We start from the raw sequence: 26,067 nt of genomic DNA on the forward strand, positions 1-26,067 counted from the left end.
CGGCTTGCCTCACGCCCTCCGCCGGAACACCGGCCGTACCGGCCTGCCCCCCAGCCACGGTGTCGGGTCACCCGCGTCCAGCGCCTTGCGGTAGACCGCGCACGCCTGGCCGACCACGTCCACCGTGCGGTCGATGTCGGACTCCTCCAGCGCGCTGCTCACCACGAACGACGGGGCGAGCACCCCGCCCGTCAGCAGGCGGCGCAGGAACAGCGTCCGGTACTCCTGCGACGGCCGTCCCCGCGCGTCGAGCGTCGCGAAGACCAGGTTGCTCGCGCGGCCCCGGACGACCACGTGCCCGGCGACGCCCATCGCGGCCGCCGCGTCCCGGACCCCGGCGGCCAGCCGCTCGCCCAGCGCGTGCAGCCGCGCGGTGACGCCCTCCTCCACGTACGTGGCCTGCACCGCCATCGCCGCCGCCAGGGCGTGCGTCTCCGCGCCGTGCGTGGTGGACAGCAGGAACACCCGGTCGGCGTCGTGGCGCAGCCCGCCCCGCTCCATCAGCGCCCGGCGCCCGGCCAGCGCGGACACCGCGAAGCCGTTGCCCAGCGCCTTGCCGAAGGTGGAGAGGTCGGGGGTGACCCCGTACAGGCCCTGGGCGCCCGCCTCGGACCAGCGGAAGCCGGTGATCATCTCGTCGAAGACCAGCACGCAGCCGTGCCGGTCGGCCAGGTCGCGCAGCCCGGCGAGGTAACCGGGCGGCGGCTCGGTCTGGGCGGCGGGCTCCAGGATCAGGCAGGCGATCTCGCCCGGGTACCGGTCGAACAGCTCCTCCGTGGCGGTCAGGTCGCCGTAGGGGAAGGTGACCGTCAGGTCCGTGGTCGCCCGCGGGACGCCCGCCGGCATCGGGGTGGTGCCGATGAACCAGTCGTCGACCGAGAAGAACGGATGGTCGGCGCAGAGCGCCACCCGCGGGCGCCCGGTGACGGCGCGCGCCAGACGGACCGCCGCCGTGGTGGCGTCGGAGCCGTTCTTCGCGAACTTGACCATCTCGGCGGTCGGCACCGTGGCGAGGAACCGCTCCGCCGCCTCCGCCTCCACCACCGACGGGCGCACGAAGTTGCTGCCGCGGTCGAGTTCCCGCCGCACCGCCTCCAGCACCCGCGGATGGGCGTGGCCGAGGCTCACCGACCGCAGCCCCGAGCCGTACTCGATGTAGCGGTTGCCGTCGACGTCCCACACATGGGCGCCGCGCCCGTGACTGATGACCGGCGCCAGGTCCTGCGGGTACTGGTCGTCGCCCTTGGCGTACGTGTGCGCCCCGCCGGGGACCAGCGCGTGCAGCCGTTCGTTGACGGCCTGCGACAGCGGCAGCCGCAGCTCCTCCCCGCTCACGACGGCCTCACCGCCGTCCGCCGCCCCGCCGGCGTCCTCAGCGCCTCCGCGAGGCCCGGCGCCTTGCGGTCCCGTTCGGACGTCGCCGTGACCGGCAGCGGCCAGGGGACGGCCAGTTCCGGGTCGTCGAAGGCGATCGTCACGTCTTCCGCCGGGTCGTGCGGACGGTCGATCCGGTACGACGTGTCGGCGGTGTCCGTCAGCGCCTGGAAGCCGTGCGCGCAGCCCGCCGGGACGTACAGCGTCGCCTGCGTGTCGCCGGACAGCTCGAACGTGGCCCGGCCCCGGTACGTCGGCGAGCCGGGCCGCAGGTCCACCACCACGTCGAAGATCCGCCCGTGGGAACAGCGCACCAGCTTGGCCTCGCCCTCGCCGGACCGCAGATGCATGCCGCGCACCACGCCCCGCACCGACCGGGAGAGGCTGTCCTGGACGAAGGCGTCCGGGTCGATGCCCGCGGAACGCACCACGTCCGCGTCGAACGTGCGGCAGAAGAAGCCGCGCTCGTCGGTGAACGGCGTCGGCTCGAACAGGAACGCCCCGGCGATCGCCGGGACCTCGGTCACCTTCATGGGGTCTCCTGTCGTGCGGGGGTGGGGGCGGGGCCGGGCCCCGGGATCAGGGCGGACAGCGCGGCGAACTGCTGCCGGACCCGCCCGGCGAGCACCGGGCCCCGTCCGGCGAGGGTCCGCCGCACCGCCGACCGGTTCCGCTCCAGCTCCCGGAACTGCTCCAGCAGCCGGCCCGCGTCGATCTCGCGCGCCGCGTGGCAGTACTCGCCCACACCCATGTCCGCCATCAACCGGTCGCTCTTCGCCGCGTAGCTCAGGGCGAGCACCGGGGTGCCGACCTTCAGCGCGCAGACCAGGTTGTGGTAGCGGGTCGCCACCACGGTGTCCGCGACCGCCATCTCCTTCATCAGGTCGCCCAGGGACGCCGTCGCGGCGGCGGTGACCAGCGGCGAGTCCACCGCCTCGAGGATCGCCTCGGTCACCGGCCGGTCGACGTCGTCGCCGGTGAGCAGCCGCACCGGCCTGCCCTCCGCGGCCAGGGCGCGCACGAACCGCGTGGTGCCGTCCAGGTAGCGGCGGCGCAGCTCCTCCGCCCGGTCCCGCTCGTCGTTGTTCCCGCCGAAGTCCATGACGCCCACGCACACCGGTCCGCCCGGTCCCGCCGGGTCGCCCGGCGGGGGAGTGGGCAGGGCGAACACCAGGTCCGTGTAGACCTCGTCGCCCCGGGTGTCCACGCCCGTCGCCCGCATCGCGTCCCGCGACAGCGTGTCCCGGTACGACCGGTATGCGGCCAGCCGCGCCGCCCACCGGGTCAGCGCCCGCACCGCCCGGCTGCCGGTCTCGGACGCCCCGACGCCGACCAGCGCGACCGGGGTGCCGAGCAGCCGCCCGGCCGCGCACACCAGGAACAGCGAGTACGGCATGCCCCACGGCCGCAGCGGCAGCGTGCTCTCCAGGATGCCCGTGCCCGGCACGACCACCACGTCGTGCCGGCGCACCCAGGCCGCGATGCGGAAGGCGTCCACGAGCTTGCCCGCGCCCTTGCCCGCGACGTCCTTCAAACGCGAGGCGGTGCGGTACTCCCCGCGGTACCAGTGCAGCCGGGCCGCCGGGACCCCGTACCGGGCCGTGACGGTCTCGGGTCCGCCGCACAGGGCGTCCAGGGCCGCGTCCGGGTGCGCGGCGCGGAGGTGGCCCAGCACGGCCTCCAGCGACCCGTCGTTGCCGACGTTCCCGGAGCCGAACAGGCCGAAGATGCCCACACGAGGGGACCTCACGCGTCCCTCCTCTCGCGGCCGGCGACCAGGGCGTCGACGGAGACGCCCAGCGCGTCCGGGTCCACCGGGGCCCGGTCCTCGACCCGCTCGCCGGCGCCCGGACGGACCCGGCCGGCCGCCCACGCGGCCAGGTGCCGGTAGCAGGCGCGCCGGTCGGCGGCGGACAGCGGCGCCCGTCTGACCGCCGAGACGAACCCCCACACGTACTCGGCGAGCAGCCGGGGCGTCGGGTGCAGCGGTCCGGCCCGGCGGGGGTCCAGGTTGACGCAGCGGGCGCGCTTGGAGGGGTTGGCCCGCTCGGCGCGGGTGGGGTGGTCGCGGCGGAAGTACAGCAGCTCCGGCACCTGGTGGAAGGGGCCGTGCAGGGTGATCTCGGCGACGAACGTGCGGTCCGCGTGGTGGTAGCTGTCGTGCGGCTTCACCCGGCGCAGCACGTCGGCCCGCATCACCCCGTAGAAGTCGTCGCCGCCCGGCTCGAACAGCAGGCTGCGGAAGCGCTCCGGCGCGTGCGGCGAGTCGGTGGCGAGCGTATACGCGTAGGGCACCTTGACCTTGCCGTCCTCGTCGATGACGGCCTGGTCGCTGTGCGCGAGGATCACGTCCGGGCGCTCGTCCAGCGCCTCCACACAGCGCTTCAGCAGGTCCCGGGCGTACAGGTCGTCGTGCGAGGCCCATTTGAACAGCTCGCCGCGGCACTGGGTGAAGACGTAGTTGTGGTTGGGCGCGGCGCCGATGTTCCGGGGCAGCCGGAGGTACCGGATCCGGGAGTCCCGCGCGGCGTAGCGGCGGCAGATGTCCTGGGTGCCGTCGGTCGACGCGTTGTCGGAGATGACCAACTCGAACTCCTCGTACGTCTGGCCGAGCAGGGCCTCCAGCGACTCGGCGAGGTACTCCTCGCCGTTGTACACGGGAAGGCCGATGCTCAGCCGGGGTTGCGCGGTCATGACGTCCTCACTTCACGGATGGGATCTCGGTGGTGCTCGCGCAGGGCGACGCGCAGATGCAGCCACCACGCGGCCGAGCCGCACACGGAGGCGGCGGCGGCGCCCCAGGCGGAACCGACGGTGCCGCCGAGGGCCGCACCGCCGATCCCGAGGCCGACGTAGCAGACGGAGGCGAAGATCTGGCACCGCAGACTGAGCCGGGCCGCGCCGAGCGCGCGCAGCCCGGCGGCCGCTCCGGTGCCGACACCGGCCCCCGCGACACCGAGGGTGGCCGGCACGATGAGTTCCGCGGCGGCGGGCCAGACGTCGCCGAGGACGAGTTCGCCCGCCCGGTCCGGCATCAGCAGCAGCACGCCGCCCCACAGCAGGGCGGCGACCGCCTGACCGCCGCCCAGGAACAGGCAGAACCGGCCCAGCCGGTGCGGGGCCTGCCGCAGCATCCGCGCCGCCTCCGCCACGGTGACCAGCGTCAGCCCCATCAGCACGGCCAGGAACGGGCCCTGCAGCAGCTCGGCGCCCCGGACGACGCCGACCGCGCCGACGCCGACGATCGCGCCGAGCCCGTACGCGCGCAGCTGGCTCGCGCCGCTCACGCACGTGTTCTCGACCAGGTACCGGTAGCCCAGGTCACGGTGGTCGCGGATCCACGCCCGGGCCCCGGCCGGCCGGGGCAGGACGCCGGACTGCGCCCAGCCGTACGCCCCCGCCACCGCCGCCGACCCGCCCCAGGCGAGCAGGAACGCGGGCACGGTGCCCACCTGGGCCGCCACGACCATGGCGGGGATCAGCGCCACGCCCCACACCACGTCGTTGACGAACGCCTTCCGGCCGACGCCGGCCGCGAAGAACGAGTACCGCCAGGCGTCCTGCAGCAGCAGGCCGGGCAGCACCACGCCCAGGCAGCCGAACGCGGCCCCCACGCTGCCGCCGAGCAGCGGCCACAACGCCAGGCACGGCGCGCCGACGACCGCGCCGACGCCCAGCGAGGTGCCCGTGGAGCGGGCCACCGCCTGCCGCCAGGACGCCTCGGACACGCCGCTGAACCGCACCACGAGCGGGTCGGTGGCCAGGCCCCGGGAGACGCTGAGCACCACGCCGTAGGTCACCCAGGCCAGGCTGAACACGCCGAACGCGGTCAGGCCCAGCGAGCGCGCCACGTACACGCCCACGACGAAGTTGGACAGGCTGGAGGCCGCCTGGTCGGCCAGCCCCCACGACAGCCGGCCCGCGACGGCCCGCGTGACGGTGCGGGCCGGCCGCTCCGGCGCTGTCGACGTCCCGTCCCCCTCGGCGGCCACCGGTCTCACGCCTTGACCAGTCCGGCGCCGTGCAGGGCGTCGGCCGCCGCGGCGACGGTGTCGAACGGCAGACCGGCCCGCTCGGCCACGTCCAGCAGACCGTGCTCGCCGTCGGAGAGGCTGAGCACCCACAGCATCGCCAGCTGGGCCTCCTGCGCGTCGCTGCGGCCGCCGAGCGCCCCGTAGAGGCCGCGCCGGCCCAACTGCGGCTCCCCGTACGGGCTGAGGTTGACGTACCGGCGGTTGCGGTCGAGCACGGCGAACGCCTCCCGGCAGACGGCGAGAGTGTCCTCCATCGCCTCCGGGGACACGAAGTCCAGGTCGTCCGCCGAGGTGTGGTACTCCGGGTAGCCGGCGTACGGGGTCCGGCTGAGGGAACCCACGCCGAGGTCGAAGCCCGGCGAGCAGAACTGCCGCTCGTCGTAGCCGTAGGGCGTGAACTCCCGTATCTCGTGCGGGCGTCCGGAGGTCCGCAGCACGTGGCGCATCACCCGGTCGATCTCCGCGTCCCCGCGCCTGCTCCGCTTGTACGTCAGCGAGCCCCGGTCGCCCGCGCACGCCAGCACCAGCCCGTGCTTCACCCGCTCCACCCGCCCGGCGTTGCGGGCCAGCCAGGTGATCGCCCCGATGGTGCCGGGCGCGAACAGGAACCGGTACGTGTGGTACGGCGTGCCCCGGGCCAGCGACCGGGCGAGGAACACCGCCACCGCGATGCCGGCCAGGTTGTCGTTGGCCAGCGACGGGTGGCAGACGTGACTGGAGACGATCACCTCGTCCGGCACCCGCCCCGGCACCACGTGCTCGGCGTAGGTGAGGTGCCCGTCCGCGAGGGTGGAGTCGATCCGCACCTCGTACTCGCCGTCCGGCAGCGCGTCCAGGGTCTCCTGCGCCAGGCAGAACCCCCAGTCCGGCTTGTAGTAACTGGTCCGGTACGGCACCCACGCCGGATGCTCGGGCAGGGTGTGCAGGTGCGGGCGCAGCTCGGACAGCGGCATCCGCGCCGCCACCGGCACGCTGTACCCGAGCACGTGCAGGCTGGAGTCGGCGAGGTCGACGACCCGCCGGCCGGACGGGTCGGCGATCCACGCCTCCCGGACGTTCCACTCCTGCGGCACGGTCCAGTCGAGCACCTGCGTGCCGGTGGGCACCTCGTGCACCTCCAGCGGCAGGTGCTCCCCGACGATGTCCAGGGTGGCGCGCACCCCGTCGCCGGTGATGCTCCGGCACAGCGGGTACATCCGCTCCACCAGGGCGTGCATCTCCTCGCCCGGCGTGGTCACGACCGCCACCGCAGGGTGTCGTCGACCGTGCCCGCGCCGGACGCCGCGCGCAGCACGGCGAGCCGGGTGAACCGCTGCTCGAACGCCTCCCGGGTCAGCCCGTGCGTCCGGTAGGCGTCGGCGAGTTCCAGCGCGCCGCGCTTCACGGTCCACTCGCACTCGAAGCCGGGGACCGCCGCGCGGAACCGGGAGAAGTCCACCCGGTAGGAGCGCGGGTCGGCGCCTGTCTCCCCGGTGATGACCACCTTGGAGCCGTCCACCGCGTCCGCGACCTGCTGGGCGATCTCCGCGACCGTGACGTTGTTGACCTCGCTGCCGATGTTGAACGCCCGGTCGTGCACCGCCTCCCGCGGCGCCTGGAGGGCGGCCGTGAACGCGCGGGCGATGTCCTCGGCGTGCACCAGCGGACGCCACGGCGTGCCGTCGGACAGCACCAGCACCTCACCGGACAGCAGGGCGTGACCCACCAGGTTGTTCAGCACGATGTCGGCGCGCAGCCGCGGCGAGTACCCGAAGGCGGTCGCGTTGCGCATGTACACCGGGCTGAAGTCGTCGTCGGCCAGCTCGTGCAGGTCGTCCTCCACCCGCACCTTGGACTCGGCGTACGGCGTCACCGGGCGCAGCGGGGCGTCCTCGGCCACCAGCTCGTCGCCGCCCGCCGCGCCGTAGACCGAGCAGGTCGAGGCGTACAGGAAGCGCCGCACCCCCGCGTCGCGGGCCAGCCTCGCCAGCCGCACGGACGCGTGGTGGTTGATGTCGTAGGTGAGTTCCGGCGCCAGCGCCCCCAGCGGGTCGTTGGACAGGGCGGCCAGGTGGATCACGGCGTCCACCCCGGCCACGTGGCCGGCCGTGACGTCCCGCAGGTCCACCCGCGTCCCCGGAGGGTCCGCGGGGTCCGGCCCCAGCACGCAGTCGGCGAACAGGCCGGCGTCCAGCCCGACCACCTCGTGTCCGGCGGCCGTGAGCACCGGGGCCATCACGGTGCCCAGATAGCCCTGGTGTCCGGTGAGCAGTACGCGCAAGGTTTCAACCCCCCAGGTCGACAGTGAGTTTGGTGACGGCGAACGCCTCGGCGTAGCGCACGTTGCTTTCGATGCCGCGGATCCGGGCGAGCCCGAGGAAGGCCTCCCGGTCGTACCAGGGCCGGTGCCGCTGCGAGGGGTAGTGCTCCTGCAGCAGCCGCACCTTGTCCTCGGCCGTCTCCGGCGCCAGCGGCTGGTACACCACCGGACGGCCCAGGTCCCCGTCCCACTTGACGATCTCGTAGCCGAGCACGAGATGGTCGCGGAACGCGGTCGTGATCAGCTTGGCCAGGCCGCGGTGGTCCTGGTGCGCGTCCTCGGTGCGCGGCGCGAGCACCAGGTCGGGCCCGGTGCGGGCACGCAGCTCCTCGACCGCCGCCTTGACCTCCGCCCAGTGCGCGGGCAGCCGGCCGTCGGGCAGCTTGTCCACGGTCAGCCTGAGGTCGGCGCCCGGGCAGAACGCGGCGAGCGCCTCGGCCTCCTCCTGCTCGCGCTCCGTGCCGCCGCCGGTCAGCACCAGCGCGTCGACCCTGAGGCCCGGGTGGGCCCGGCACAGGGTCAGCAGGGTGCCGCCGGCGCCGATGGCGATGTCGTCGCAGTGCGCGCCCACCGCGACGATCCGCTCCAGCCGTCCGGTGCCCAGCCGGATCACGCGCTCACCCCCGTCTCCGCACGCCGCCGCTCCCACACGGCCCACGGCCTGTCCCCCCGGGCGTAGGCCTCGTCCAGGGCCGTACGCTCCTTCACGGTGTCGGTCGGCTGCCAGAAACCGCGGTGCTGCTGCGCGACGAGCCTTCCCCGCTTGGCCAGTCGGGCACACCCGTCGGCGACGAGATCCCCGTTCTCGGGGATGTGGTCGAAGATCTCCTGGCGCAGCACGAAGTAGCCGCCGTTCTCCCACAGCGGCAGCTCGCTCACCGGGGTGATGCCGCCCACCAGGCCGTCCTCGCCCAGCTCGACGCAGTGGAACGACGACTGCGGCGGCACCACCATCATCGACGCGCCCGCGTCCCGGCGGGAGAACCGGTCGATCATCTCCGGCAGCGGGGCGTCGGTGAGCACGTCCGCGTAGTTGGCGAGGAACATCTCGTCGCCGTCCAGGTGGTGCCGCACCCGGCGCAGCCGCTCACCGATCGGCGACTCGATGCCGGTCTGCGCGAACGTGATGGTCCAGTCCGCGATGTCGGTGGACAGCAGCTCGGTGCGGCCGCCGCGCAGCACGAAGTCGTTGGACGTGGTCTCCTCGTAGGTGAGGAAGAAGTTCTTGATGTGGTGGGCGCCGTAGCCCAGGCACAGGATGAACTCCTTGTGCCCGTAGTGCGCGTAGTAGCGCATCACGTGCCAGATCAGCGGGCGCGGGCCGACCATCGCCATCGGCTTGGGGATGTCGTCGTTCGCCCCGGCGCGCATGCGCAGCCCGTAACCGCCGCAGAACAGTACGACCTTCATCGCTCGACCTCGACAATGCTCAGTTCCGGGATGGGGAAGACCAGCCGGCCGCCCCACTCGTGCACGTACGCCAGCTGTTCGACCAGCTCGGCGCGCAGGTTCCAGGGCAGCACCAGCACGTAGTCCGGCCGGTCGGCGGCGATCCGGTCCGGCGGCAGGATCGGGATGCGGGTGCCGGGCGTGTACCGGCCGTGCTTGTAGGGGTTGCGGTCCACCGTGTACGGCAGCAGGTCGGGCCGGATCCCGCAGTGGTTGAGCAGCGTGTTGCCCTTGCCCGGCGCGCCGTACCCGACGACCGTCTCGCCGCGCTCGGCCGCGTCGACCAGGAACCGCAGCAGGTCCCGGCGCACCTTCGCCACCCGCGCGGAGAACTCGGTGTACCCGGACAGCTCCTGGAGCCCGGCGGCCTTCTCCCGCGCCAGCACGTCGGCCACCCGGCGGCTCGGCTCGCCGGCCGCCTCGTCGGGGCGGGCCCACAGCCGCAGCGAACCGCCGTGCGTGGGCAGCAGCTCCACGTCCACCAGCGTCAGCCCGCCACTGGCCAGCGCCCGGACCGCGGACGCGACCGTGTAGTACTGGAAGTGCTCGTGGTAGATCGTGTCGTACTGGTTCCCCTCGATGAGGGTCAGCAGGTGCTGCACCTCGATCGAGACCCAGCCGTCGTCGGCGACCAGGGCGCGCAGGCCCCCGGTGAAGCCGATGACGTCGGGGATGTGCGCGTACACGTTGTTGGCGACCACCAGGTCGGCCGGCCCGTGCTCGGCGCGCACGGCGGCACCCGTCTCGGGGCTCAGGAACGCGGTGAGCGTGGGCACGCCCGCCTCCCGCGCCGCCGCCCCGACGTTCACCGACGGCTCGACGCCCAGGCAGCGGACGCCCCGGTCCACCACGTGCCGCAGCAGATAGCCGTCGTTGCTCGCCACCTCCACCACGAAGGAGTCCTCGCCGAGCCCCAGCCGCGCGGCCGCGTCCTCGACGAACACCCGCGCGTGCTCCACCCAGGAGGAGGAGTACGAGGAGAAGTACGCGTACTCGCTGAACGTCTCCTCCGGCGTGATCAGCGGCGGTATCTGCGCCAGCCAGCAGTCCGTGCACACCCGCAGGTGCAGCGGGTACGTCGGTTCCGGCGCGTCCAGCCGGTCCGCCGCGAGAAAGCTCTCGCACGGCGGGGTCGCCCCCAGGTCGACGACGCTCTCCAGCGCCGTCGCACCGCACAGTCGGCAACGTGTCATCTGCTTCCCCCATCCCGCTCGCGCGGGTCCCCCCGGCGCGAGCCCGTGTGCGTGTCCCCTCGCGGCGGGGCCGCCCCGCCGCGTCCCGCGATCGCCGCGCGGTACCCCTCCTCCAGGCGCTCCAGCCCGACCTCCGGGCTGAAGCCCCGCTCGTACCGGAGCCGGGCGGTCCGGCCCATGTCCCGGTTGCGTTCGTCCTCCGCGGTGATCCGGCGCAGCGCGGCGGCCAGCGACGCGGCGTCGTCCGGCCGGTGCAGCAGCCCGGTCACCCCGTCCTCGACCAGCTCGGTGAAGGCGCCGTGCCCGGCGGCGACGGCCGGCACCCCCGCCGCCATCGCCTCCACCACGACCAGCCCGAACGCCTCCTTCCACGTCGACGGCGCCACCACGGCCACCGCCTCCGCCACGGCCCGGCGGCACCGCACCCGGTCGTACAGGCCGACGTGGCGCACGTCGTCCCGGCCCGCCGCCCAGGCCGCCACCTCCGCCTCCAGCGGGCCGGTGCCGGCGATCACCAGCGGCACCCCCACCCCGCCGGCGGCGGCGAGCTCGTCCCACGCGGCCATCAGCAGCCGGACACCCTTGACCTCCGCGAGCCGCCCCAGGTACAGCAGGTGCTCGCCCGGACCGGTGCGGCGCACGTCCGTCTCGGGCACGAAGTTGTGCTTCACCACGAGCCGTTCGGCCGGCATCCCGGCGTCCACCAGCACCTCGCGCTGCGCCGCCGAGATGCAGAAGAACCGCTCCACGCCCGACCACCAGCGCCGCCGGTTGACCGACAGGCTCACCGCGAGCGGCACCGTCGCCAGCGCGCTGCCGCGGTAGCAGCCGTGCCGGACGGCGGGCAGCGGCGCCCGGCCCACGCACGCGGTGCACGGCGAGCCGTCCCGGTGCAGGGTGCCCGGCGGGCACACCTGGGTGTAGTTGTGCAGCGTGGCGACGGCCGGCACCCCGGCGTCCGCGCAGGCGGCGATCACCGCGGGCGACAGCAGCGGGAAGACGTTGTGGAGGTGCACCACGTCCGGCCGCTCGGCGCGCAGCCGCTCCGCCAGCCGGGCGCGCACCGCCGGGTTCCACGGCACCAGCAGCGGTATTGCGGCCTTGGCGGGCAGCGAGCGGGCGGCGATGTCGTCGCTGCGCCGCTCGAACACCCCGACCCGGTGGCCGCCCTCCCGCAGCAGCGCCACCTCCTGGTCGACGACCTTGTTCTCCCCGCTCGGCTGTGCCGACGCGTAACGGTTGTGCACCACCATGACGTGCATTCACACCACCTCCTTCCCGGGGACCGGCCGCGCGACGGGCCGCCGTGCGGGTTCCGGCGCCGGCGGCCCGGACCCGGGCGCCGGCCGGGCCGCGGGGGACACCAGCAGCGAGGCCGCCACCGCCAGGTGCAGCAGGTACGGCGAGGCGTCGCCCAGACCGGCCTCGGTGTACGAGGCGATCCCGCAGTAGGTGATCAGGAACAGCGCGCAGGCCCGCGCCGGCGACGGCGGCCGCAGCAACGCCACCGTGGCCAGCACCAGCACGAACGCCGCCACCAGCGTCACGCCCAGCAGGCCCTGTTCGTGGTAGACGGCCAGCCAGCTGTTGTCGATGGGCAGCCCGTCGAACGACTTGTCGCCCAGCCCGACGCCGAACAGCCGCTCCGCTCCCGTCCGGGGCGCGTCCAGCAGCGCCCCCCACACCTTGGCCCGGCCGGTGAGGGAGGAGAAGTTCTCCTCGGTCTGCCCGCGCAGGAACCACGCCTGGAGCAGGGGCCCGAACGCGACCGCGGCGACGGCGGCGCACAGCACCGCCCGGCCGAACCAGCGGCGGGCGACGGCGCTGGTCGGCATCATCGAGCCGACCGCCACCACCAGACCGGCGAGCAGCCCGATGGTGGCCGTCCGGGTGTGCGTCAGGGCGAGCAGCGCCAGCGACGGCACGATCACCAGCGCGGCACTGCGCCCGTCGGTGCGGCGGCCCAGCACCAGCAGCACGGCGAGCCCCACGACCACCGCCGCGTACTGCCCGATCTGCGGCGGCGTCAGCGGCCACAGCGCCCCCACCAGCCGGCCGCCGTAGAGGTCGGGCAGGGCGGCGCCCGGCGACAGCAGCAGCCCCGCGGCCACCGAGCACAGCACCAGGAAGTACCAGCGGACGTGGAACCGTACGAACGCGGTGGAGCCGTCCCACCAGCGGCTGAGCAGCCACAGCGTGGCGACGAACACCGCGAACCGGCCGCAGCGGAACAGCGCCCCGAAGCCGGCGCTCAGGTCCGCGCTGGAGATCAGGCTCGGCACCAGCAGCAGGCTGAGCAGCAGCAGGAACGCGCTGGCCCGCACCCGCAGCCGCAGGTTGAGGGCGAGCGCCAGCACGAACGCGGCGACCAGTGCGCCCATCGTGACCATCTGGATCAGCGACCGGGGCAGCGGCACGATGGTCACGGCCCCCGTGGAGCCGAGGGTGTTGAGGACCAGCAGCCCCCACACCGCCTGGACCGTCCTCGGCGTGTGCTCCACCCGCACGTCAACCACCGTCCCCGGCGCGGTAGGTGCTCCCCGCGTCCTGCCGGTACGGCGCACCCCGCCACTCCTCGAAGCCGAGCTCCCCGCTCGGGTCGTGGGCGACGAACGTCCACGGCCCCTCGTAGACGTTGTCCCGCCAGCGGTTGTGCTGCTTCAGCGTGATGGCGTCGGCCACCTTCTCGCCCATGTACGGCGACCAGTCCGGGTAGGTGCCGTAGTTGGCGAGCACCGCCATGCGGTCGCACCCGGACGTGCAGTCCACCGCCGACTTGTCCAGCAGGAACCGGTTGTGGTGGATGTCCACCCGCTGGGTCCGCCACCGGCAGTCGGCGTAGAGCGGCGCGGTGGCGATGCCCGGCCGCGAGCAGCGGTCCATGTCCTCGACGAGCAGCGTGCAGTCGCCCGAGGAGGTGTTGGCGGGGCTGTTGCAGAACCGGTCGGCGTTCTCCCACAGGGTGATCGCGTTCCAGTTGTCCTCGAAGACGTTCCCGGTGATCTCCAGTTCGTCGGTGCGCGCCCGCACGCGGGGCTCGCCGCCGGACTCCGACACGTAGAGGGTGGCGAACGGGAAGGTGTCGCCGCGCTCCGCGTACCGCCGGCCCTCGACCCAGTTGTTCCGCCGGATCGTGTTGTTCCGGACGACCGCGTTGTAGCTGGTCTCGTACATCAGCGCGGCCCCGTGGTTGTCCTCCAGGACGTTGCCCTCGATCAGGAAGTCGTTGTTGTTGGTGTCCGCCCACAGGCCGGTGCCGCGGTTGTCGTGCACCCAGTTGCCGCGCACGTCCGCGCCGTCGACGGCCCAGAACTTCACCCCGCCGGTGCAGCCGCAGCCGGGCCGCCTCCGCTCCCAGTCGTGCCGGTTGTTGTCGGTGATCTCGTTGCCCTCCAGCACCAGGTCGCGCAGCGGACCCGACCCCTTGTACGCGTTCATGCCGTACTGGCCGTTGCCGCGCAGGCAGTTGGCCCGCACCCGCTGGCCGGAGCCGGCCATCAGCCCGGCGCCGGAGTTGAACTGGATCCTGGAGTGCTCGATCACCCAGCCGTCGGCCGAGTCGTGGTTGACCACACCCTCGTCGTGCGGCGCGACGAACCCCTGCACGGTCAGGTGCCGGAGGGTGACGTCGCGCGCGCCGCCGCCGAAGGCGTACTGATTCGTCCTTCGGCCGTCGAGCACCGCGCCGGGCGCTCCGAGGTAGGTGTTGCCCTCCTTGGGCTCCACCTGGGCGTACCGGTCGTCGGCCAGACGGTGCCTGCCCGGCCGCAGCCAGAAGGTGGTGCCGGCCGGGCGGGCGTCGGTCTTCGCGGAGAGGTCACCGGGCACCGCGGGGTCCACGGTCACCGCGCCGGCCGGCGCCTCCGCCGGTCCGGGCCTCGGCCTCTCGCACACCCGGGGCACGGTCCGCGGCGCCCCGGCGGTGTCCCCCGGCTGCGTGCGCGCGTCCGGCCTCGACCGCGCGTCCGGCTTCTTCGCCGTCCCGGGCTGCTGCTCGCAGCCGGCGGTCGCCACCAGCGCCAGCGCCAGCCCGGCCGCGGACGCCCAGCGCCGCCACCGGCGCACGCCCCCTCCTCCACGCGGACCCATCGCAGCCCCTAGCCGTCGAACCCGAGGACGGTGGTGAACTCGGCCGTCCCGTCGACGGATCCGCTGCCGACCAGCGTGGTGCTCGGCTCCTTGCGTCCGAACCCGGGGGAGTACCAGCCCAGCGGCGGCTCGCTCTCCCCGCGGTGCGCCCGCCAGGTGAGCCCGGCCGGCAGGTCGAGCACCGCCGAGCGGGACTCGCCGTCCCGGCTCCAGGTGAGCCGCGCCCGGCTCCCCTCCAGCTCCGCGCCGATCTCCGGGCCGAGGTGGAACGCCAGGCGCACCTCCCGGCGGTCGCCGCTCACCGTGTCGACCACCCGCACCTCGCGGCTCTCGTACGCCAGTTCCACCTGCCGCCGGTGGATCAGCGGCCGGTAGCCGTCGTGCTCGGCGCACCAGCGCGCCGCCTCCTCCCCGTCGGTGTCCACCGCCAGCACCCGCGTCGTGGCGTGCCGCGTCCACAGGAACGGGCCGCCGGACACCGACTGGTCCCGGCCGCCCGCCTCGAACGTGTTGTGGCCGAGCGTGGACCGGAAGTAGCTCCGCCACTCCGGTTGGCCGTGATAGCAGTACGTGCCCGGGTCGGCCAGCACGTCGACCCCGTCGTGCCGGACCTCCACGGACAGCGCGTCGGCGTGCGCGTGCGCGGCGATCGACAGGAAACCGTGCGGCCCGCCGTCGCAGCGGCACCAGATCCCCCCGGGCCCCCGCAGCACGGTGAGCCCCGCGTCCGCGAAGTGCGCCGGCCGGCTCTCCGGACGCGCCGCACCGTTCCGGTACGGCTCGATCAGCGAGGCCAGCAGCGGGGTGCGGACGTCACCGCCCGGCACCTTCGGCCACCAGTCGCGCCGGCCGAACACCGCGTCCCCGGTGGCCAGCAGCGACCCCCAGCGGCCGGTGCCGGGGCCGTCCAGCACCAGCCCGTGCCCGTCGTCCGCGTCCCCCTGGCGGGGCGGGCGCAGCCGGTCGTCGACGACGGCCGCGAGCGCGTCCGTCATCCGCAGCAGCACCAGCCGCACCGTCGGCGGGACGGCCACGCCCGCGGCGTCCGCCTCGGCCAGCGCGGCCAGGCCCAGCTCCAGCACCAGCCCGTGGTACTCGCTCGCCAGCTCCCGGTTGATCCCCGACGGGAAGGTGTTGGCGCGCAGGTGCCGGTCCAGGTCGCGCAGCGCGTCCGCCCGCAGGCGCGGCGAGTACGGGAACCAGCCGAACGCGCAGGAGGCGGCGAGCTGCCCGGCGGCCTCGGCGACCGCGTGGTTGTTCGCCGACGACCCCCGGCTGGGGAACGCCGCCAGCCAGCGCTGGTGGTGCCAGATCTGGTCCAGCGCCACCGGGTTCTCCTCGAACAGCGCGGGCGCGCCCGCCCAGCCGTCCAGCAGCCGGCGGATCCACACCCACGACAGCAGCCGGATGCCCAGCTCGATGCCGCTGACCCAGTGCGCGCCCCGCAGCGGCGGGTCGGCCTCCCACCACGACCGCAGATGCGCGGCCACCCGCTCCGCGTACCGGTCGTTCCCGGTGAGCGCGTACGCGGCGGCCAGCACGGTCAGGTACTGGTGCCGGGACGGCTCCCAGATCTGCTTGATGTCGCCGACCGCCTCCTCGTCGCGGTACGGCACGTCGAAGGCGTGCTCCAGCGGGGCGCGGCGCCCGGTCCTCGGGTCGTGGTGCCAGTCCGGGTCCGTCATGTCGTCGCGGACCACCCCGAAGAACTCGGCCCGCCCCGCCATCAGCCGGTCGGCCTCGGCGACCAGGCGCTTCACCGCGTCCGGCGCCACCGCGGCGAGCGCGCCCTCCGGCAGCACGGCCGTGAACCGGACGCCCGTCACCGGCGGCCGTCCGGGCAGCCCCGCGCGCCACCGCCGCCGGCGCACCGCGTCGGCCGCCCGGCCGCCGGCCTCCCGCGGCCCCATCCGGGACAGCCGCCGCAGGTACCACCCCGCGCTCATGCTCATCGCGCCCCCGCCAGGGTGACCGGGACGCCGCTCGCCAGCGCCGTGCGCACGGCGAGCGTGGCCGTCGTGGTGGCGGCCAGCGACTCCAGCGGCACCGGCATCGGCCCGCCGGTCCGCACGGCCCTCACGAACGCCGCCAGCTGTGCGTTCTGCCCCTTGTCCCGGGCCTTCGGCAGCCGGGAGCCGACCCACTGCCGGCGCCGGCCGTCGTGCACGGCGGCCCGCACGAAGTCGTCCAGCCGCAGCACCTTGCCGTCCGCGATGAGGTCCAGCGTCTCCTTCGGGAAGGACGAAGGACCGGAGGTGACGTAGCTGATGGCGGCCGTGGAGCCGTCCGGGTAGCGCAGCACGATCTGCAGGTCCTCGTCGCCGGCCGGGGCGACCGCGTACACCGACACCGGGTCGGCGCCCAGCAGCCAGCTCGCGGTGTCGACGAAGTGCCCGCCCTCCCCGGCGAACCGCGATCCCTCGGTGTCCTGCCGCAGGTACCAGCTGCCCTGCTCCAGACGGCCCGCGTTGACCAGGTAGCGCAGGCTCGCCGGGCCGGTGCGGGCGCCGAACCGCTCCCGGGCCTCCCGCAGCAGCGGGGCGAACCGGCGGTTGAAGCCCACCTGGATCCGGTCGTTGCCGGACTCCTCGACCGCCGCGAGCACCCCGGCCAGCTCCTCCTCGGTGAGCGCCAGCGGCTTCTCCACGAACACCGCCTTGCCCGCCAGCAGCGCCCGGCGGGCCAGCTCGGCGTGCGAGCTGTGCCGGGTCACCACGAACACCGCGTCCACGGCCGGGTCGCCGAGCACCGCGTCCAGATCGGTGGTGGCCTTTCCGAAGCCGAACTTCCGCTGCGCGTTGGCCGCGGACAGCGCCGTGGTGGTGACGACCGTGGACAGCTCCACGCCGTCGCGCCGCGCCAGATGCGGCAGCAGCATCGACGAGGCGTAGTTCCCCGCGCCCACGAACGCCAGCCGCACCGGGCCGGGGCGCCGCGCCGGAGCCGGCCGGGCGGCGCGCCGCCGCACCTCGGGCACCGTCGCCTCCGGGGCCTCGACGGCGGGCGGGTCCCCGGCCGACGGGTACCGGAACAGCACGGCCACCGCCTCGAGCCCGCCCTCCTGAAGCCGCCGGTACGTCTCCACGGCGTCCCCGAAGTCCGCGACGTGCGACACCAGCGGCTCCACGTCGACGGCGCCCCGGGCGATCAGGTCGAGGAAGCACGCCAGATTGCGCCGCTCGGTCCAGCGGACGTAGCCGATCGGGTAGTCCCGGCCCTGGAGTTCGTACTCCGGGTCGTAGCGGCCGGGCCCGTAGCTGCGGGAGAAGCGGACGTCGAGCTCCTTCTCGTAGTACGCGTTCCACGGCAGGTCGAGCCGGCACTTGCCGATGTCGATCACCCGGCCGCGGTCCCGGCACAGCCGCGCGGCCAGCTCGACGGGCTGGTTGCTGCTCCCGCCGGCCGCCAGGTACACCTGGTCCACGCCCATGCCGCCGGTGAGTTCCGCGACCGCGCTCTCCACGCCCGCGGAGTCTGGGTCGCCGCAGGCCGCCGCGCCCAGCCGCTCGGCCAGCTCGCAGCGGGCCGGGTCGGGATCCACGCCGACCACCCGCACACCGGAGGCGTTCAGCAGCTGCACCACCAGCTGCCCGATCAGCCCCAGCCCGATGACCAGGGCCGTCTCGCCGAGCCGCGACTCGCCCTGCCGCACGCCCTGCAGCGCGATCGACCCGACCGTGCCGAAGGCCGCGTGCCGGGGCGCCACCCCGTCCGGCACCGGGACGTAGAGGTTCTTCGGCACCCAGTTCAGCTCGGCGTGCAGCGCGTGCTCGTTGCCCGCGCACGCCACCAGGTCGCCCGCCTTCACGTCGTCGGTACCGGCGCCGACCTGCTCCACCACCCCGCACAGCGAATAGCCCAGCGGCGTGTACGAGTCGAGCTTGCCCATCACCTTGCGGTACGTGGCGGGCACCCCGTTGGCGGCGACGCTCTGCACGACCTTCGCCACCTGGTCCGGCCGCGAACGCGCCTTGCCCAGCATCGACATGCCGGCCTCGGACACCTTCATCAGCTCCGTGCCGGTGGATATCAGCGAGAAGGCGCTGCGCACCAGCACCCCGCCCGGCTTGCAGCCCGGCACCGGCACGTCGAGCAGCGTCAGCTCACCGCTCTTGTAGTTCTGCACTACCTGTTTCACGGAGTTCCTCTTGTCTCTACGCCGTCGGGGCGGGGGAGTCGTGGCCGGTCCGGGAGGTCGCGTCGCGGTACCAGTGCTCGAGGGTCAGCACGTGCCAGAGGTGCTTGGAGTGGTCCCGCTGCCCGGCGGCGTCCTCGGCGACCATGCGCGCCAGCGCCTCCCGGCGCAGGAAGCCGGAGCGGACCAGCAGGCCGTCGTGCACCACCTCGCGCACCAGCGGCGCGAGGTCCCGGCTCATCCAGGCCCGCAGCGGGGCGCTGAACAGCCCCTTGGGCCGGTACACGATCTCCCGCGGCAGCACCGTCGTGGCCGCCTCCTTGAGCACCGCCTTGCCCTGCCGCCCGGCGATCTTGCGCGCGCCCGGGACCGCGAACGCCGCCCTGACCACCTCGACGTCCACGTACGGCACCCGCACCTCGGTCGACGCGGCCATGCTCGACCGGTCGGTGTAGGCGAGGTTGAGACCCGGCAGGAACATCCGGGCGTCCGCCAGGCACATGCGGTTCACGAAGTCGTCGAGGGCGTTGTCCCGGTAGACGTCCGCGTGCTCGGTCAGCACGTCGTCCACCGCCGGGGCCAGGTCCGGGTCGAGCAGCCCGATCAGCTCCTCGCGGTCGTACAGGGTGTAGCTGCGCCGGAACGCGGTCTCCTCCGGCAGGCCCGCGAAGGACAGGAACCGCTTGGCGAACCGCACCGACCGCAGCCCGCGCCGCCGGGTGGCGACCGGCAGCCGGTCCACGGCGGCGGCCACCCCGCGCCGCACCGGCCCCGGCACCCGCCGGTAGCGCACCGCGATCAGGTTCGCCAGGTGCTTGCGGTACCCGGCGAACAGCTCGTCGGCGCCCATCCCCGACAGCATCACCTTCACCCCGGCCTCCCGGGCGGCCGAGCAGATGAGGAAGGTGTTGATCGCGGCCGGGTCGCCGACCGGCTCGTCCAGGTGGTACGTCATCCGCGGCAGCAGGTCCTGCACGTCCGGCGCGATCTCGATCTCCCGCAGGTCGACCCCGAACCGCTCGGCCACCCGCCGGGCGTAGCGCAGGTCGTCCGGCATCGCCTCGAACCGCGCGTCCTCCGCCCGGAACCCGATGGTGTACGCGGGGATGCCGGGCCGGTCGCGGGCCGCGAGCGCGGTCAGATAGCTGGAGTCCAGCCCGCCGGACAGGAACGTCGCCACCGGCACGTCGGACAGCAGGTGGAGCCGCGTCGACTCCTCCACCACCGCCGCCAGGTCCGGCAGCTCACCGGACAGGGCGCGCTCCTGGCCCTCGGCGGCGACCTCCCGCAGGTCCCAGAACCGCCCGCGCTGCACGGAGCCGTCCGGCCGGCACCGCAGCCAGGTGCCCGGCGGCAGCTTCTCCGCCCCCCGCAGCGCGCACCGCGAGTCCGGCACCCAGTAGTACAGCAGCGAGGCGACCAGCGCCGCCGGGTCCACCTCCAGCGACCCGCCGGCCACCGCCGCCAGCGCCTTCAGCTCCGAGGAGAACACCAGCCCCTCACCCCGCCGCAGCAGGAACAGCGGCTTGATGCCGAGCTGGTCGCGGACCAGCACCAGCTCGCCGGTCCGCTCGTCGAACACGGCGAACGCGAACATGCCGCGCAGCCGGGGCAGACAGTCCGTGCCCCAGCGCCGCCACGCCTCCAGCAGCACCTCGGTGTCCGAGCTGCCCCGGAACCGCACCCCGGCGCCCTCCAGCTCGGCCCGCAGCTCCGGCGCGTTGTACAGCTCGCCGTTGTACGTCAGGGCCAGACCGTCCGACGCCATCGGCTGGGCGCCGGTGCCGGACAGGTCGAGGATGGCCAGCCTGCGGTGCCCGAGGTGCACCTCGCCGTCGCCCAGCGCGTGGGCGTAGCCGCCGGACCCGTCCGGGCCGCGGTGGGCGAGGGTCTCGGTGAGCCGGTCGGTGACCGCCTTGCCGTCCGGCCACCGGTACGTGCCTGCGATGCCGCACATGAGCTACCGCCCCTCCTGGTCGCTGTCCGGGACCCGCGCCGCCCACATCGGCAGCCGCTGAGTCCGCCGCGGACCGTCCCCCACCGCCTGGACGGGGTGGGAGGCGCTCCCGCGGTCCTGCCGGGCCGGCCGGCCCTCGTCGCGGACGCGCTGCCCCGGGAACGGCCCGTCCCACAGCGTCCCGTCCGTCCGGTCCTGCGGATCGGGGTCGACCAGCACCACACCGGCCACCTCCACGCGCCGGTCCGCGAGCTGCCGCGCCACGGTGTGCAGCCACGCGGTGGTGCCGTGCCCGGCCCGCACCACCAGCACGGCCCGGCCGGCGAGGTCGGCGAGGTCGGACCAGGCCGCGCCGGGCGCCACCGAGGCGACGCCGATCCGGCGCCGGCCGGCCGGCAGGGACGCGGCCCGCTCCACGCCGACCACCTCCGGGTCGCCCGGTTCCGGCCGGCGGCCGGTGAGGCCGTGCCGGGGCAGGGCGTCGACCACGACCACCGGCTCGTCCTCCGCCAGCGTCCGCGCCAGGCCCAGGGCGAGCATCCCCGCCCCGCGCGCGCAGCCCAGCTCCAGCAGCGCCAGCGGCTCCGCGGCACCGCGCGCCGTACGGGCCAGCGACGAGGTGACCCGGGCCCGCGCCGCGCGTGCGCGCCGGCGCCGCCACAGGCCCGGCCGCAGCGCCGACCGGGACAGCTCCGCGGTGACCGAGGCGCCCAGGTGCCGCGCGATGTCCCGGCGCAGCACCGGACGGTCGCCCACCACCGAGGCGACCGCGGCGACCACGAGGCCCAGCACCAGGCCGAGGACCAGCCCGATGCCGCCGTCGGTGGCGACGGCCACGGGCAGCGAGTGCTTCACGGTGTGCGGGGCGTCGACGATCTGCGTGCCCGCGACCAGCCGGGGCGTGCCCACCCGGGCCTCCGCGGCCCGCTGCGAGAACTCGCTGATGCGCGAGCTGAGTTCGGCGCGGCGGGCGAACAGCGACTCCAGGTTCGCCGACTCCTCCGGGCTGCCCTCCGGCGGCCCGTCGCCGATCGCCTCGTTCACCTGGTCGAGCTCTTCCTGCATGCGGTCGCGCTGCGCGAGCAGGGTCGAGGCGTCGGCGGTCGCGGCCTGCTTGATCCGCCGCACGTGGTCCGCGACGAACGCCTCGGCCACCGCCTCGGCACGGGCCACCGCCTCCTCGCCGGTCGCGCCCGTGGCCCTGATCTCCAGCAGGTTGTTGGTCAGGCCGGCGCCCTCGTAGTCCTCCATGAAGTCCTCCGCGCTCTCGGAGGACCCGAGCGACTCGAGCGCCGCGTCGGCGATCCGCGTGGTGTGCAGCAGCGCCACGTCGGTGCGGATCAGCGTGCCGGGGTCGTTCGGCTGGTCGTCCTGGTGCGCGACCAGCACCTTGGTCACCGCGGTCGGCGGCGGGGGCAGCACCACCGCCACCGCCACGCCGATCAGCAGCCCCAGCAGCGCCAGGGTCCCCCACACGCGGCGGCGTCTGCGCACCGACACCACCAGCGCCTGCAGATCCAGCAGGGGAGCGGCGGCCGCCGGCTCCGCCGTGGCGGTCGTCATCGCGTACCTCCCCGCGCGCCGTCGCCGAGGGCGAGCGCCGGCGCGGCGGCCTCCCGCGGCGGGCCGGCGGACCGCGCCGGGCGGGTCCGGACCGCGCCGGCCAGGACGACGCCGACGACGTCGTGGCCCGCGTCCGCGCACGCCTCGGCGACACCGGCCAGTTCGGCGGCGGTGCGGGAGCCCGCGCTCAGCACGACCAGGACGCCCGCCGCGTCCTCGCGGTCGGGCACCAGCGGCGCCTCGGCGGAGACCTCCGTCACCCGCAGCAGCGGAGCGCCGCCGGCCTCCTCGGCCAGCCGCCGTGCCGCCCGCAGCGCGATGCCGTCGTCGTCGGGCACGACCAGCAGCAGCCGCCGCGCGCCCGGCACCAGGCCGCGGATCCGGCCGCACATCCTGCGGTAGCGGATCCCCAGGCTCGCCTCGTCCCCGGCGGCCGGCGGGGCGGGCGTGTTCCAGGGCGTGTCGAGTCCGAGCAGCCGGCGGATCCGGTGCCGCGCACCGCCGCCCACCGGCCGGTGCGCGCCCTTGTCCGCGGGCACGTCGACACCGCCCAGCAGCCCGGAGCCGAGCGCGGCGGCGATCTCCGGCTCGGCGCGCAGCCGGCGGTTCACCCGGGCCGCGGTGAGATGCCCGACGACCGTCAGCAGGAAGAACAGCACCGCACCGGCGGCGATGAGCTGGACCCGGGTCGGCGGGGCCTCGCCGGAGGGCTCGGCCGCCGGACCCATGACGACCAGACGGGAGCCGGCCGCGTCGGAGCCGGTCCGGTCCAGCTTCTCGACCGCCTGCTGCAGCTCGGTGCGCAGCTTCGCCAGCTCGGTGCGGGTCTGCACGCTCTCCACGGTCCGGCCGGGGTCGGCGGAGTCGGCCAGCTCGGTGATGCGGCGGCTGGCGGCGAGGACCATCTGCCGCAGCTGGTCGGGGCCGGCCGCCGCCGTCGGGTCGGCGGTGTCGTCGACGATCCGGGCGGAGAACGTCACGAACTGCCGCGCCAGTTCGTCGGAGAGCCGCTGGGCCCTCCCGGGGCTCTCGGCGGTGCCCGAGATCCTGATGATGTTGCCGTCGGTGACCTCGGCGCGCACCCGCTCGCGCAGCTCCTCGCCGTCGACCCCGTCCCAGCCGAGCGCGGCGGCCGTACGGTCGGTCACCACCGTGCTGGTGGCGATCTCCGCCTGGGTGAGCAGCACGCGCTCCTCCCAGGCGCCCGGCAGCAGCACCGACGCCGACGTCGTGTACCGCGGCGGGAACACCAGGGAGGCGCCGAGGCCGGCCAGCGCCCCCAGCACGGCGAGGACCGTCAGCAGCCTGCCGCGCCCGCGCAGCACCCGCCCGACGGTGACCAGGCGTATCGCGTCATCGCTCAAGGGACGTGCCTCGTTCCCGCCCGCTCCGCGCCGCCGCACCCGCGCCGCCCCGGACGGCGGCCTCGTAGGCGGCCAGCAGCGCCGCCTGCGAATGGCGCCACGCCAGCGGGCCGTTGATCCGTTCCTGCCCGGACCTCCCCATGCGGGAGCGCTGTTCGGGGTCGTCCAGCAGCCGGGCGATCAGTGCGGCGAACTCGCCCTCGTCGTCGTCCTTCGCGTACACGGCGGCCTCGCCGGCGGAGACCCGCGCCTCCTTCAGGTCGAAGGAGACGATCGGCCGGCCCATCACCATGTACTCCAGGACCTTGTTCATGGTCGACACGTCGTTGAGCGGATTGCACGGGTCGGGGGAGAGGCACACGTCCGCGGTGGACAGGTAGCGCACCAGGTCGGCGTCCGGCACGCGTCCCGTGAACTCCACCTGCTCCGCGAGCCCCAGCCGGCGGGACAGCTCCACCATCGCCTCGAAGGTGTCGCCGCCGCCGACGAACACCGCGTGCCAGTCGGTGCGGCCCACCTCGTCGCGGAGCTTCGCCAGCGCCCGCAGCGCGTAGTCGACGCCGTCCTGCGGGCCCATCACCCCCAGGTAGCACAGCAGATGGGGTTTGCCGCGCTTCAGCTCCGGCTCCGGGTCCACCGGGTGGAACCGCTCGGTGTCCGGCGCGCTGCGCACCACGAACACGTCCTCGGGCCGCCGTCCGCCCCGGCGCACGGCGACGTCCCGGTAGCTCTCGTTGGTGGCGAGCACCACGTCCGCCGCCCGGTACGTCATCCGCTCCAGCGCGCACACGCCCCGGTGCAGCAGGTCCTCGCCCCGGCCGAACCGGGACAGGTACAGCTCCGGCACCAGGTCGTGCTGGTCGAAGACGAACTTCGCCCCGCGCCGCTTCAGCCACAGCGCGGGCAGGAACAGCAGGTCCGGCGGGTTGCAGGCGTGCACCACGTCGACCGGGCCGACCTTGCGGGCCAGGCGGGCGGTGTGCCACAGCGCCGTGCCGTACTCCTTCAGGTAGCCGGCCGGTCCTCCGGTGGCCGCGCGCAGCGGGTAGCGGTGGATCCGCACCCCGTCGATCACGGCCTCCGGCTCGGTGTCCCGCCTGCTGCCGCGCGGGCAGATGACGTCCACCTCCCAGCCCGCGTCGCGCAGCGTCCGGCACTCCTGCCACACCCGCCGGTCGAACGGCACCGACAGGTTCTCCACCAGGATCAGCGCGCGGCGGCCCCGTGCGCCCTTCGTCTCACCAAGCAAGGCCCACGTACCCGGATTCGGCCCGGCGCGCCTCGGCGTCGGGGAGGCGGACGAGGTCGATGATCACGGGGTCGTCGCCGTGCGGCAGCGCCGACAGCACGGCCGGGTCCTTCGTCCCGACCAGGACGGCCTCGGCGTGGTCCAGCACGTCCTCGACGGAGTCGGCGAGCAGGTGCGCCAGGTGCGGCAGCCGGGTCTCGATGTACTCCCGGTTCGCGCCGAGCAGCCGGGACAGGCTGACGTTGGCGTCGTGGATCCGCAGGTCGTACCCCTTGCCGAAGAGCCGTTCCGCCAGTTCGACCAGCGGGCTCTCGCGCAGGTCGTCGGTGCCGGGCTTGAACGACAGCCCGAACAGGCCGACCTTGCGCTTCCCGGTGCGCTCCACCAGCTCCACCGCGCGCTGCAGATGCTCCTCGTTCGAGGGCAGCACATGCGCGAGGATCGGCACCGACACGTCGGCCCGGTGCGCCGCGTGCACCAGGCTGCGCAGGTCCTTCGGCAGGCAGGAGCCGCCGAAGGCGAAGCCCGGACGCAGATAGGCGGGGCTGATGTTGAGCTTGCGGTCGGCGAGGAAGACGTCCATCACCTGGTGCGAGTCCACCCCGAGCGCCCGGCACACCGCGCCCAGCTCGTTGGCGAAGCCGATCTTCAGTCCGTGGAAGGCGTTGTCCGCGTACTTGACCGCCTCGGCCGTGGGCACCGGCACCCGGAACACCTCGCCGGGCAGGTCCTCGTACAGCGCCGCGACGACGTCGCCGCTCGCCGTGTCGAGTTCGCCGATGACGGTCTTCGGCGGGTCGAAGAAGTCCCGCACGCTGGTGCCCTCGCGCAGGAACTCCGGATTGACCGCGACGCCGACGTCGACGCCGGCGGTGCCGCCGACGTGCTTCTCCAGGATCGGCACCAGCAGATCCAGGCAGGTCCCCGGCAGCATCGTGCTGCGGAACACCACCGTGTGCCGCCCGCCCCGCTCGGCCAGCGCCGCGCCGATCTCCTCGGTGACCCGCTCCAAGTAGGCCGTGCACAGGCTGCCGTTGGGCTCCGACGGAGTGCCCACGCAGACCAGGGACACCTCGCTGCCCTCGATCGCCTCGCGCACGTCGGTGGTGGCGCGCAGCGCCCCGCTGCCCACGACCTCGGCGACGAGTTCGCCGATCCGCTCCTCGACGACGGGCGCCCTGCCGTCGTTGACCAGGTCCACCTTCACCGGGTTGACGTCCACCCCGATGACCTCGTGACCCATGCCGGCCAGGCACGCGGCCGACACGCAGCCCACGTAGCCGAGCCCGAACACGCTGACTCTCATGACCCGTTCCTCCCCCCGGGCAGGCCCTGCCGGCCTGCGGTCCGCACGCCGGCCG

General features: G+C 74.5%; 20 protein-coding genes. All 20 read right to left on the minus strand.

Annotation, left to right across the window (positions count from 1 at the left end; all coding sequences use genetic code 11):
* Window positions 1-9: 9 nt before the first annotated feature.
* From ACIQ8B_RS26810 to ACIQ8B_RS26905, 20 genes are read right to left on the minus strand one after another with little or no spacing between them, the layout of a single operon-like run.
* Window positions 10-1,335: a glutamate-1-semialdehyde 2,1-aminomutase gene (locus tag ACIQ8B_RS26810; RefSeq protein WP_290004001.1), complete on the minus strand. Its 1,326-nt coding sequence runs from the start codon at window positions 1,333-1,335 to the stop codon at window positions 10-12.
* Window positions 1,332-1,907: a dTDP-4-dehydrorhamnose 3,5-epimerase gene (gene rfbC / locus ACIQ8B_RS26815; protein ID WP_403550257.1), complete on the minus strand. Its 576-nt coding sequence runs from the start codon at window positions 1,905-1,907 to the stop codon at window positions 1,332-1,334. The genes ACIQ8B_RS26810 and rfbC overlap by 4 nt, the downstream gene beginning before the upstream one ends.
* Window positions 1,904-3,124, minus strand: coding sequence for a polysaccharide pyruvyl transferase family protein (locus ACIQ8B_RS26820; protein ID WP_403550259.1), 1,221 nt, complete (start codon window positions 3,122-3,124; stop codon window positions 1,904-1,906). Before ACIQ8B_RS26820 ends, rfbC begins: the two co-directional genes overlap by 4 nt.
* Complete coding sequence (locus ACIQ8B_RS26825; RefSeq protein ID WP_290003997.1) at window positions 3,121-4,068, minus strand: glycosyltransferase family 2 protein; 948 nt, start codon at window positions 4,066-4,068, stop codon at window positions 3,121-3,123. The genes ACIQ8B_RS26820 and ACIQ8B_RS26825 overlap by 4 nt, the downstream gene beginning before the upstream one ends.
* Complete coding sequence (locus ACIQ8B_RS26830; RefSeq protein WP_403550261.1) at window positions 4,065-5,366, minus strand: hypothetical protein; 1,302 nt, start codon at window positions 5,364-5,366, stop codon at window positions 4,065-4,067. Before ACIQ8B_RS26830 ends, ACIQ8B_RS26825 begins: the two co-directional genes overlap by 4 nt.
* Window positions 5,367-5,371: 5 nt before the next feature.
* Window positions 5,372-6,655: a DUF4910 domain-containing protein gene (locus ACIQ8B_RS26835; RefSeq protein ID WP_290003994.1), complete on the minus strand. Its 1,284-nt coding sequence runs from the start codon at window positions 6,653-6,655 to the stop codon at window positions 5,372-5,374.
* Window positions 6,643-7,668: an NAD-dependent epimerase/dehydratase family protein gene (locus ACIQ8B_RS26840; RefSeq protein ID WP_403550263.1), complete on the minus strand. Its 1,026-nt coding sequence runs from the start codon at window positions 7,666-7,668 to the stop codon at window positions 6,643-6,645. The genes ACIQ8B_RS26835 and ACIQ8B_RS26840 overlap by 13 nt, the downstream gene beginning before the upstream one ends.
* 4 nt (window positions 7,669-7,672) lie before the next feature.
* Window positions 7,673-8,320: a PIG-L deacetylase family protein gene (locus ACIQ8B_RS26845; RefSeq protein ID WP_403550265.1), complete on the minus strand. Its 648-nt coding sequence runs from the start codon at window positions 8,318-8,320 to the stop codon at window positions 7,673-7,675.
* Window positions 8,317-9,117, minus strand: a complete 801-nt coding sequence (locus ACIQ8B_RS26850; protein WP_290003988.1) for a glucose-1-phosphate cytidylyltransferase — start codon at window positions 9,115-9,117, stop codon at window positions 8,317-8,319. The genes ACIQ8B_RS26845 and ACIQ8B_RS26850 overlap by 4 nt, the downstream gene beginning before the upstream one ends.
* On the minus strand, window positions 9,114-10,349 hold the full coding sequence (locus tag ACIQ8B_RS26855) for a class I SAM-dependent methyltransferase (protein WP_403550267.1): 1,236 nt from the start codon (window positions 10,347-10,349) through the stop codon (window positions 9,114-9,116). The genes ACIQ8B_RS26850 and ACIQ8B_RS26855 overlap by 4 nt, the downstream gene beginning before the upstream one ends.
* Entirely contained in the window at window positions 10,346-11,611 is a 1,266-nt protein-coding gene (locus ACIQ8B_RS26860) for a glycosyltransferase (protein WP_403550269.1), read from the minus strand. Before ACIQ8B_RS26860 ends, ACIQ8B_RS26855 begins: the two co-directional genes overlap by 4 nt.
* Window positions 11,612-12,865, minus strand: a complete 1,254-nt coding sequence (locus ACIQ8B_RS26865; RefSeq protein WP_403550271.1) for an O-antigen ligase domain-containing protein — start codon at window positions 12,863-12,865, stop codon at window positions 11,612-11,614.
* Window positions 12,858-14,438 (minus strand): right-handed parallel beta-helix repeat-containing protein, encoded by a 1,581-nt coding sequence (locus tag ACIQ8B_RS26870; protein WP_290003982.1) that lies wholly within the window; start codon window positions 14,436-14,438, stop codon window positions 12,858-12,860. The genes ACIQ8B_RS26865 and ACIQ8B_RS26870 overlap by 8 nt, the downstream gene beginning before the upstream one ends.
* Before the next feature lie 8 nt (window positions 14,439-14,446).
* Window positions 14,447-16,390 carry an alginate lyase family protein gene (locus tag ACIQ8B_RS26875; RefSeq protein ID WP_403550273.1) on the minus strand — a complete coding sequence of 648 codons (1,944 nt, stop codon included), beginning with the start codon at window positions 16,388-16,390 and terminating at the stop codon, window positions 14,447-14,449.
* Window positions 16,387-18,576: a bi-domain-containing oxidoreductase gene (locus tag ACIQ8B_RS26880; RefSeq protein ID WP_403550275.1), complete on the minus strand. Its 2,190-nt coding sequence runs from the start codon at window positions 18,574-18,576 to the stop codon at window positions 16,387-16,389. The genes ACIQ8B_RS26875 and ACIQ8B_RS26880 overlap by 4 nt, the downstream gene beginning before the upstream one ends.
* A gap of 16 nt (window positions 18,577-18,592) precedes the next feature.
* On the minus strand, window positions 18,593-20,530 hold the full coding sequence (gene asnB / locus ACIQ8B_RS26885; protein WP_290003979.1) for an asparagine synthase (glutamine-hydrolyzing): 1,938 nt from the start codon (window positions 20,528-20,530) through the stop codon (window positions 18,593-18,595).
* Between the two features lie 3 nt (window positions 20,531-20,533).
* Complete coding sequence (locus tag ACIQ8B_RS26890) at window positions 20,534-22,093, minus strand: Wzz/FepE/Etk N-terminal domain-containing protein (RefSeq protein WP_403550278.1); 1,560 nt, start codon at window positions 22,091-22,093, stop codon at window positions 20,534-20,536.
* A complete protein-coding gene (locus tag ACIQ8B_RS26895) occupies window positions 22,090-23,457 on the minus strand; it encodes a polysaccharide biosynthesis protein (protein WP_403550280.1) in 1,368 nt (455 codons plus the stop codon). The genes ACIQ8B_RS26890 and ACIQ8B_RS26895 overlap by 4 nt, the downstream gene beginning before the upstream one ends.
* Window positions 23,447-24,706: a glycosyltransferase family 4 protein gene (locus ACIQ8B_RS26900; protein WP_290003972.1), complete on the minus strand. Its 1,260-nt coding sequence runs from the start codon at window positions 24,704-24,706 to the stop codon at window positions 23,447-23,449. The genes ACIQ8B_RS26895 and ACIQ8B_RS26900 overlap by 11 nt, the downstream gene beginning before the upstream one ends.
* Window positions 24,696-26,012, minus strand: a complete 1,317-nt coding sequence (locus ACIQ8B_RS26905; RefSeq protein WP_403550282.1) for a nucleotide sugar dehydrogenase — start codon at window positions 26,010-26,012, stop codon at window positions 24,696-24,698. Before ACIQ8B_RS26905 ends, ACIQ8B_RS26900 begins: the two co-directional genes overlap by 11 nt.
* Window positions 26,013-26,067: the final 55 nt, after the last annotated feature.

The organism is Streptomyces sp. NPDC096105 (assembly GCF_044763335.1).
In the GTDB taxonomy this organism is placed as follows: domain Bacteria; phylum Actinomycetota; class Actinomycetes; order Streptomycetales; family Streptomycetaceae; genus Streptomyces.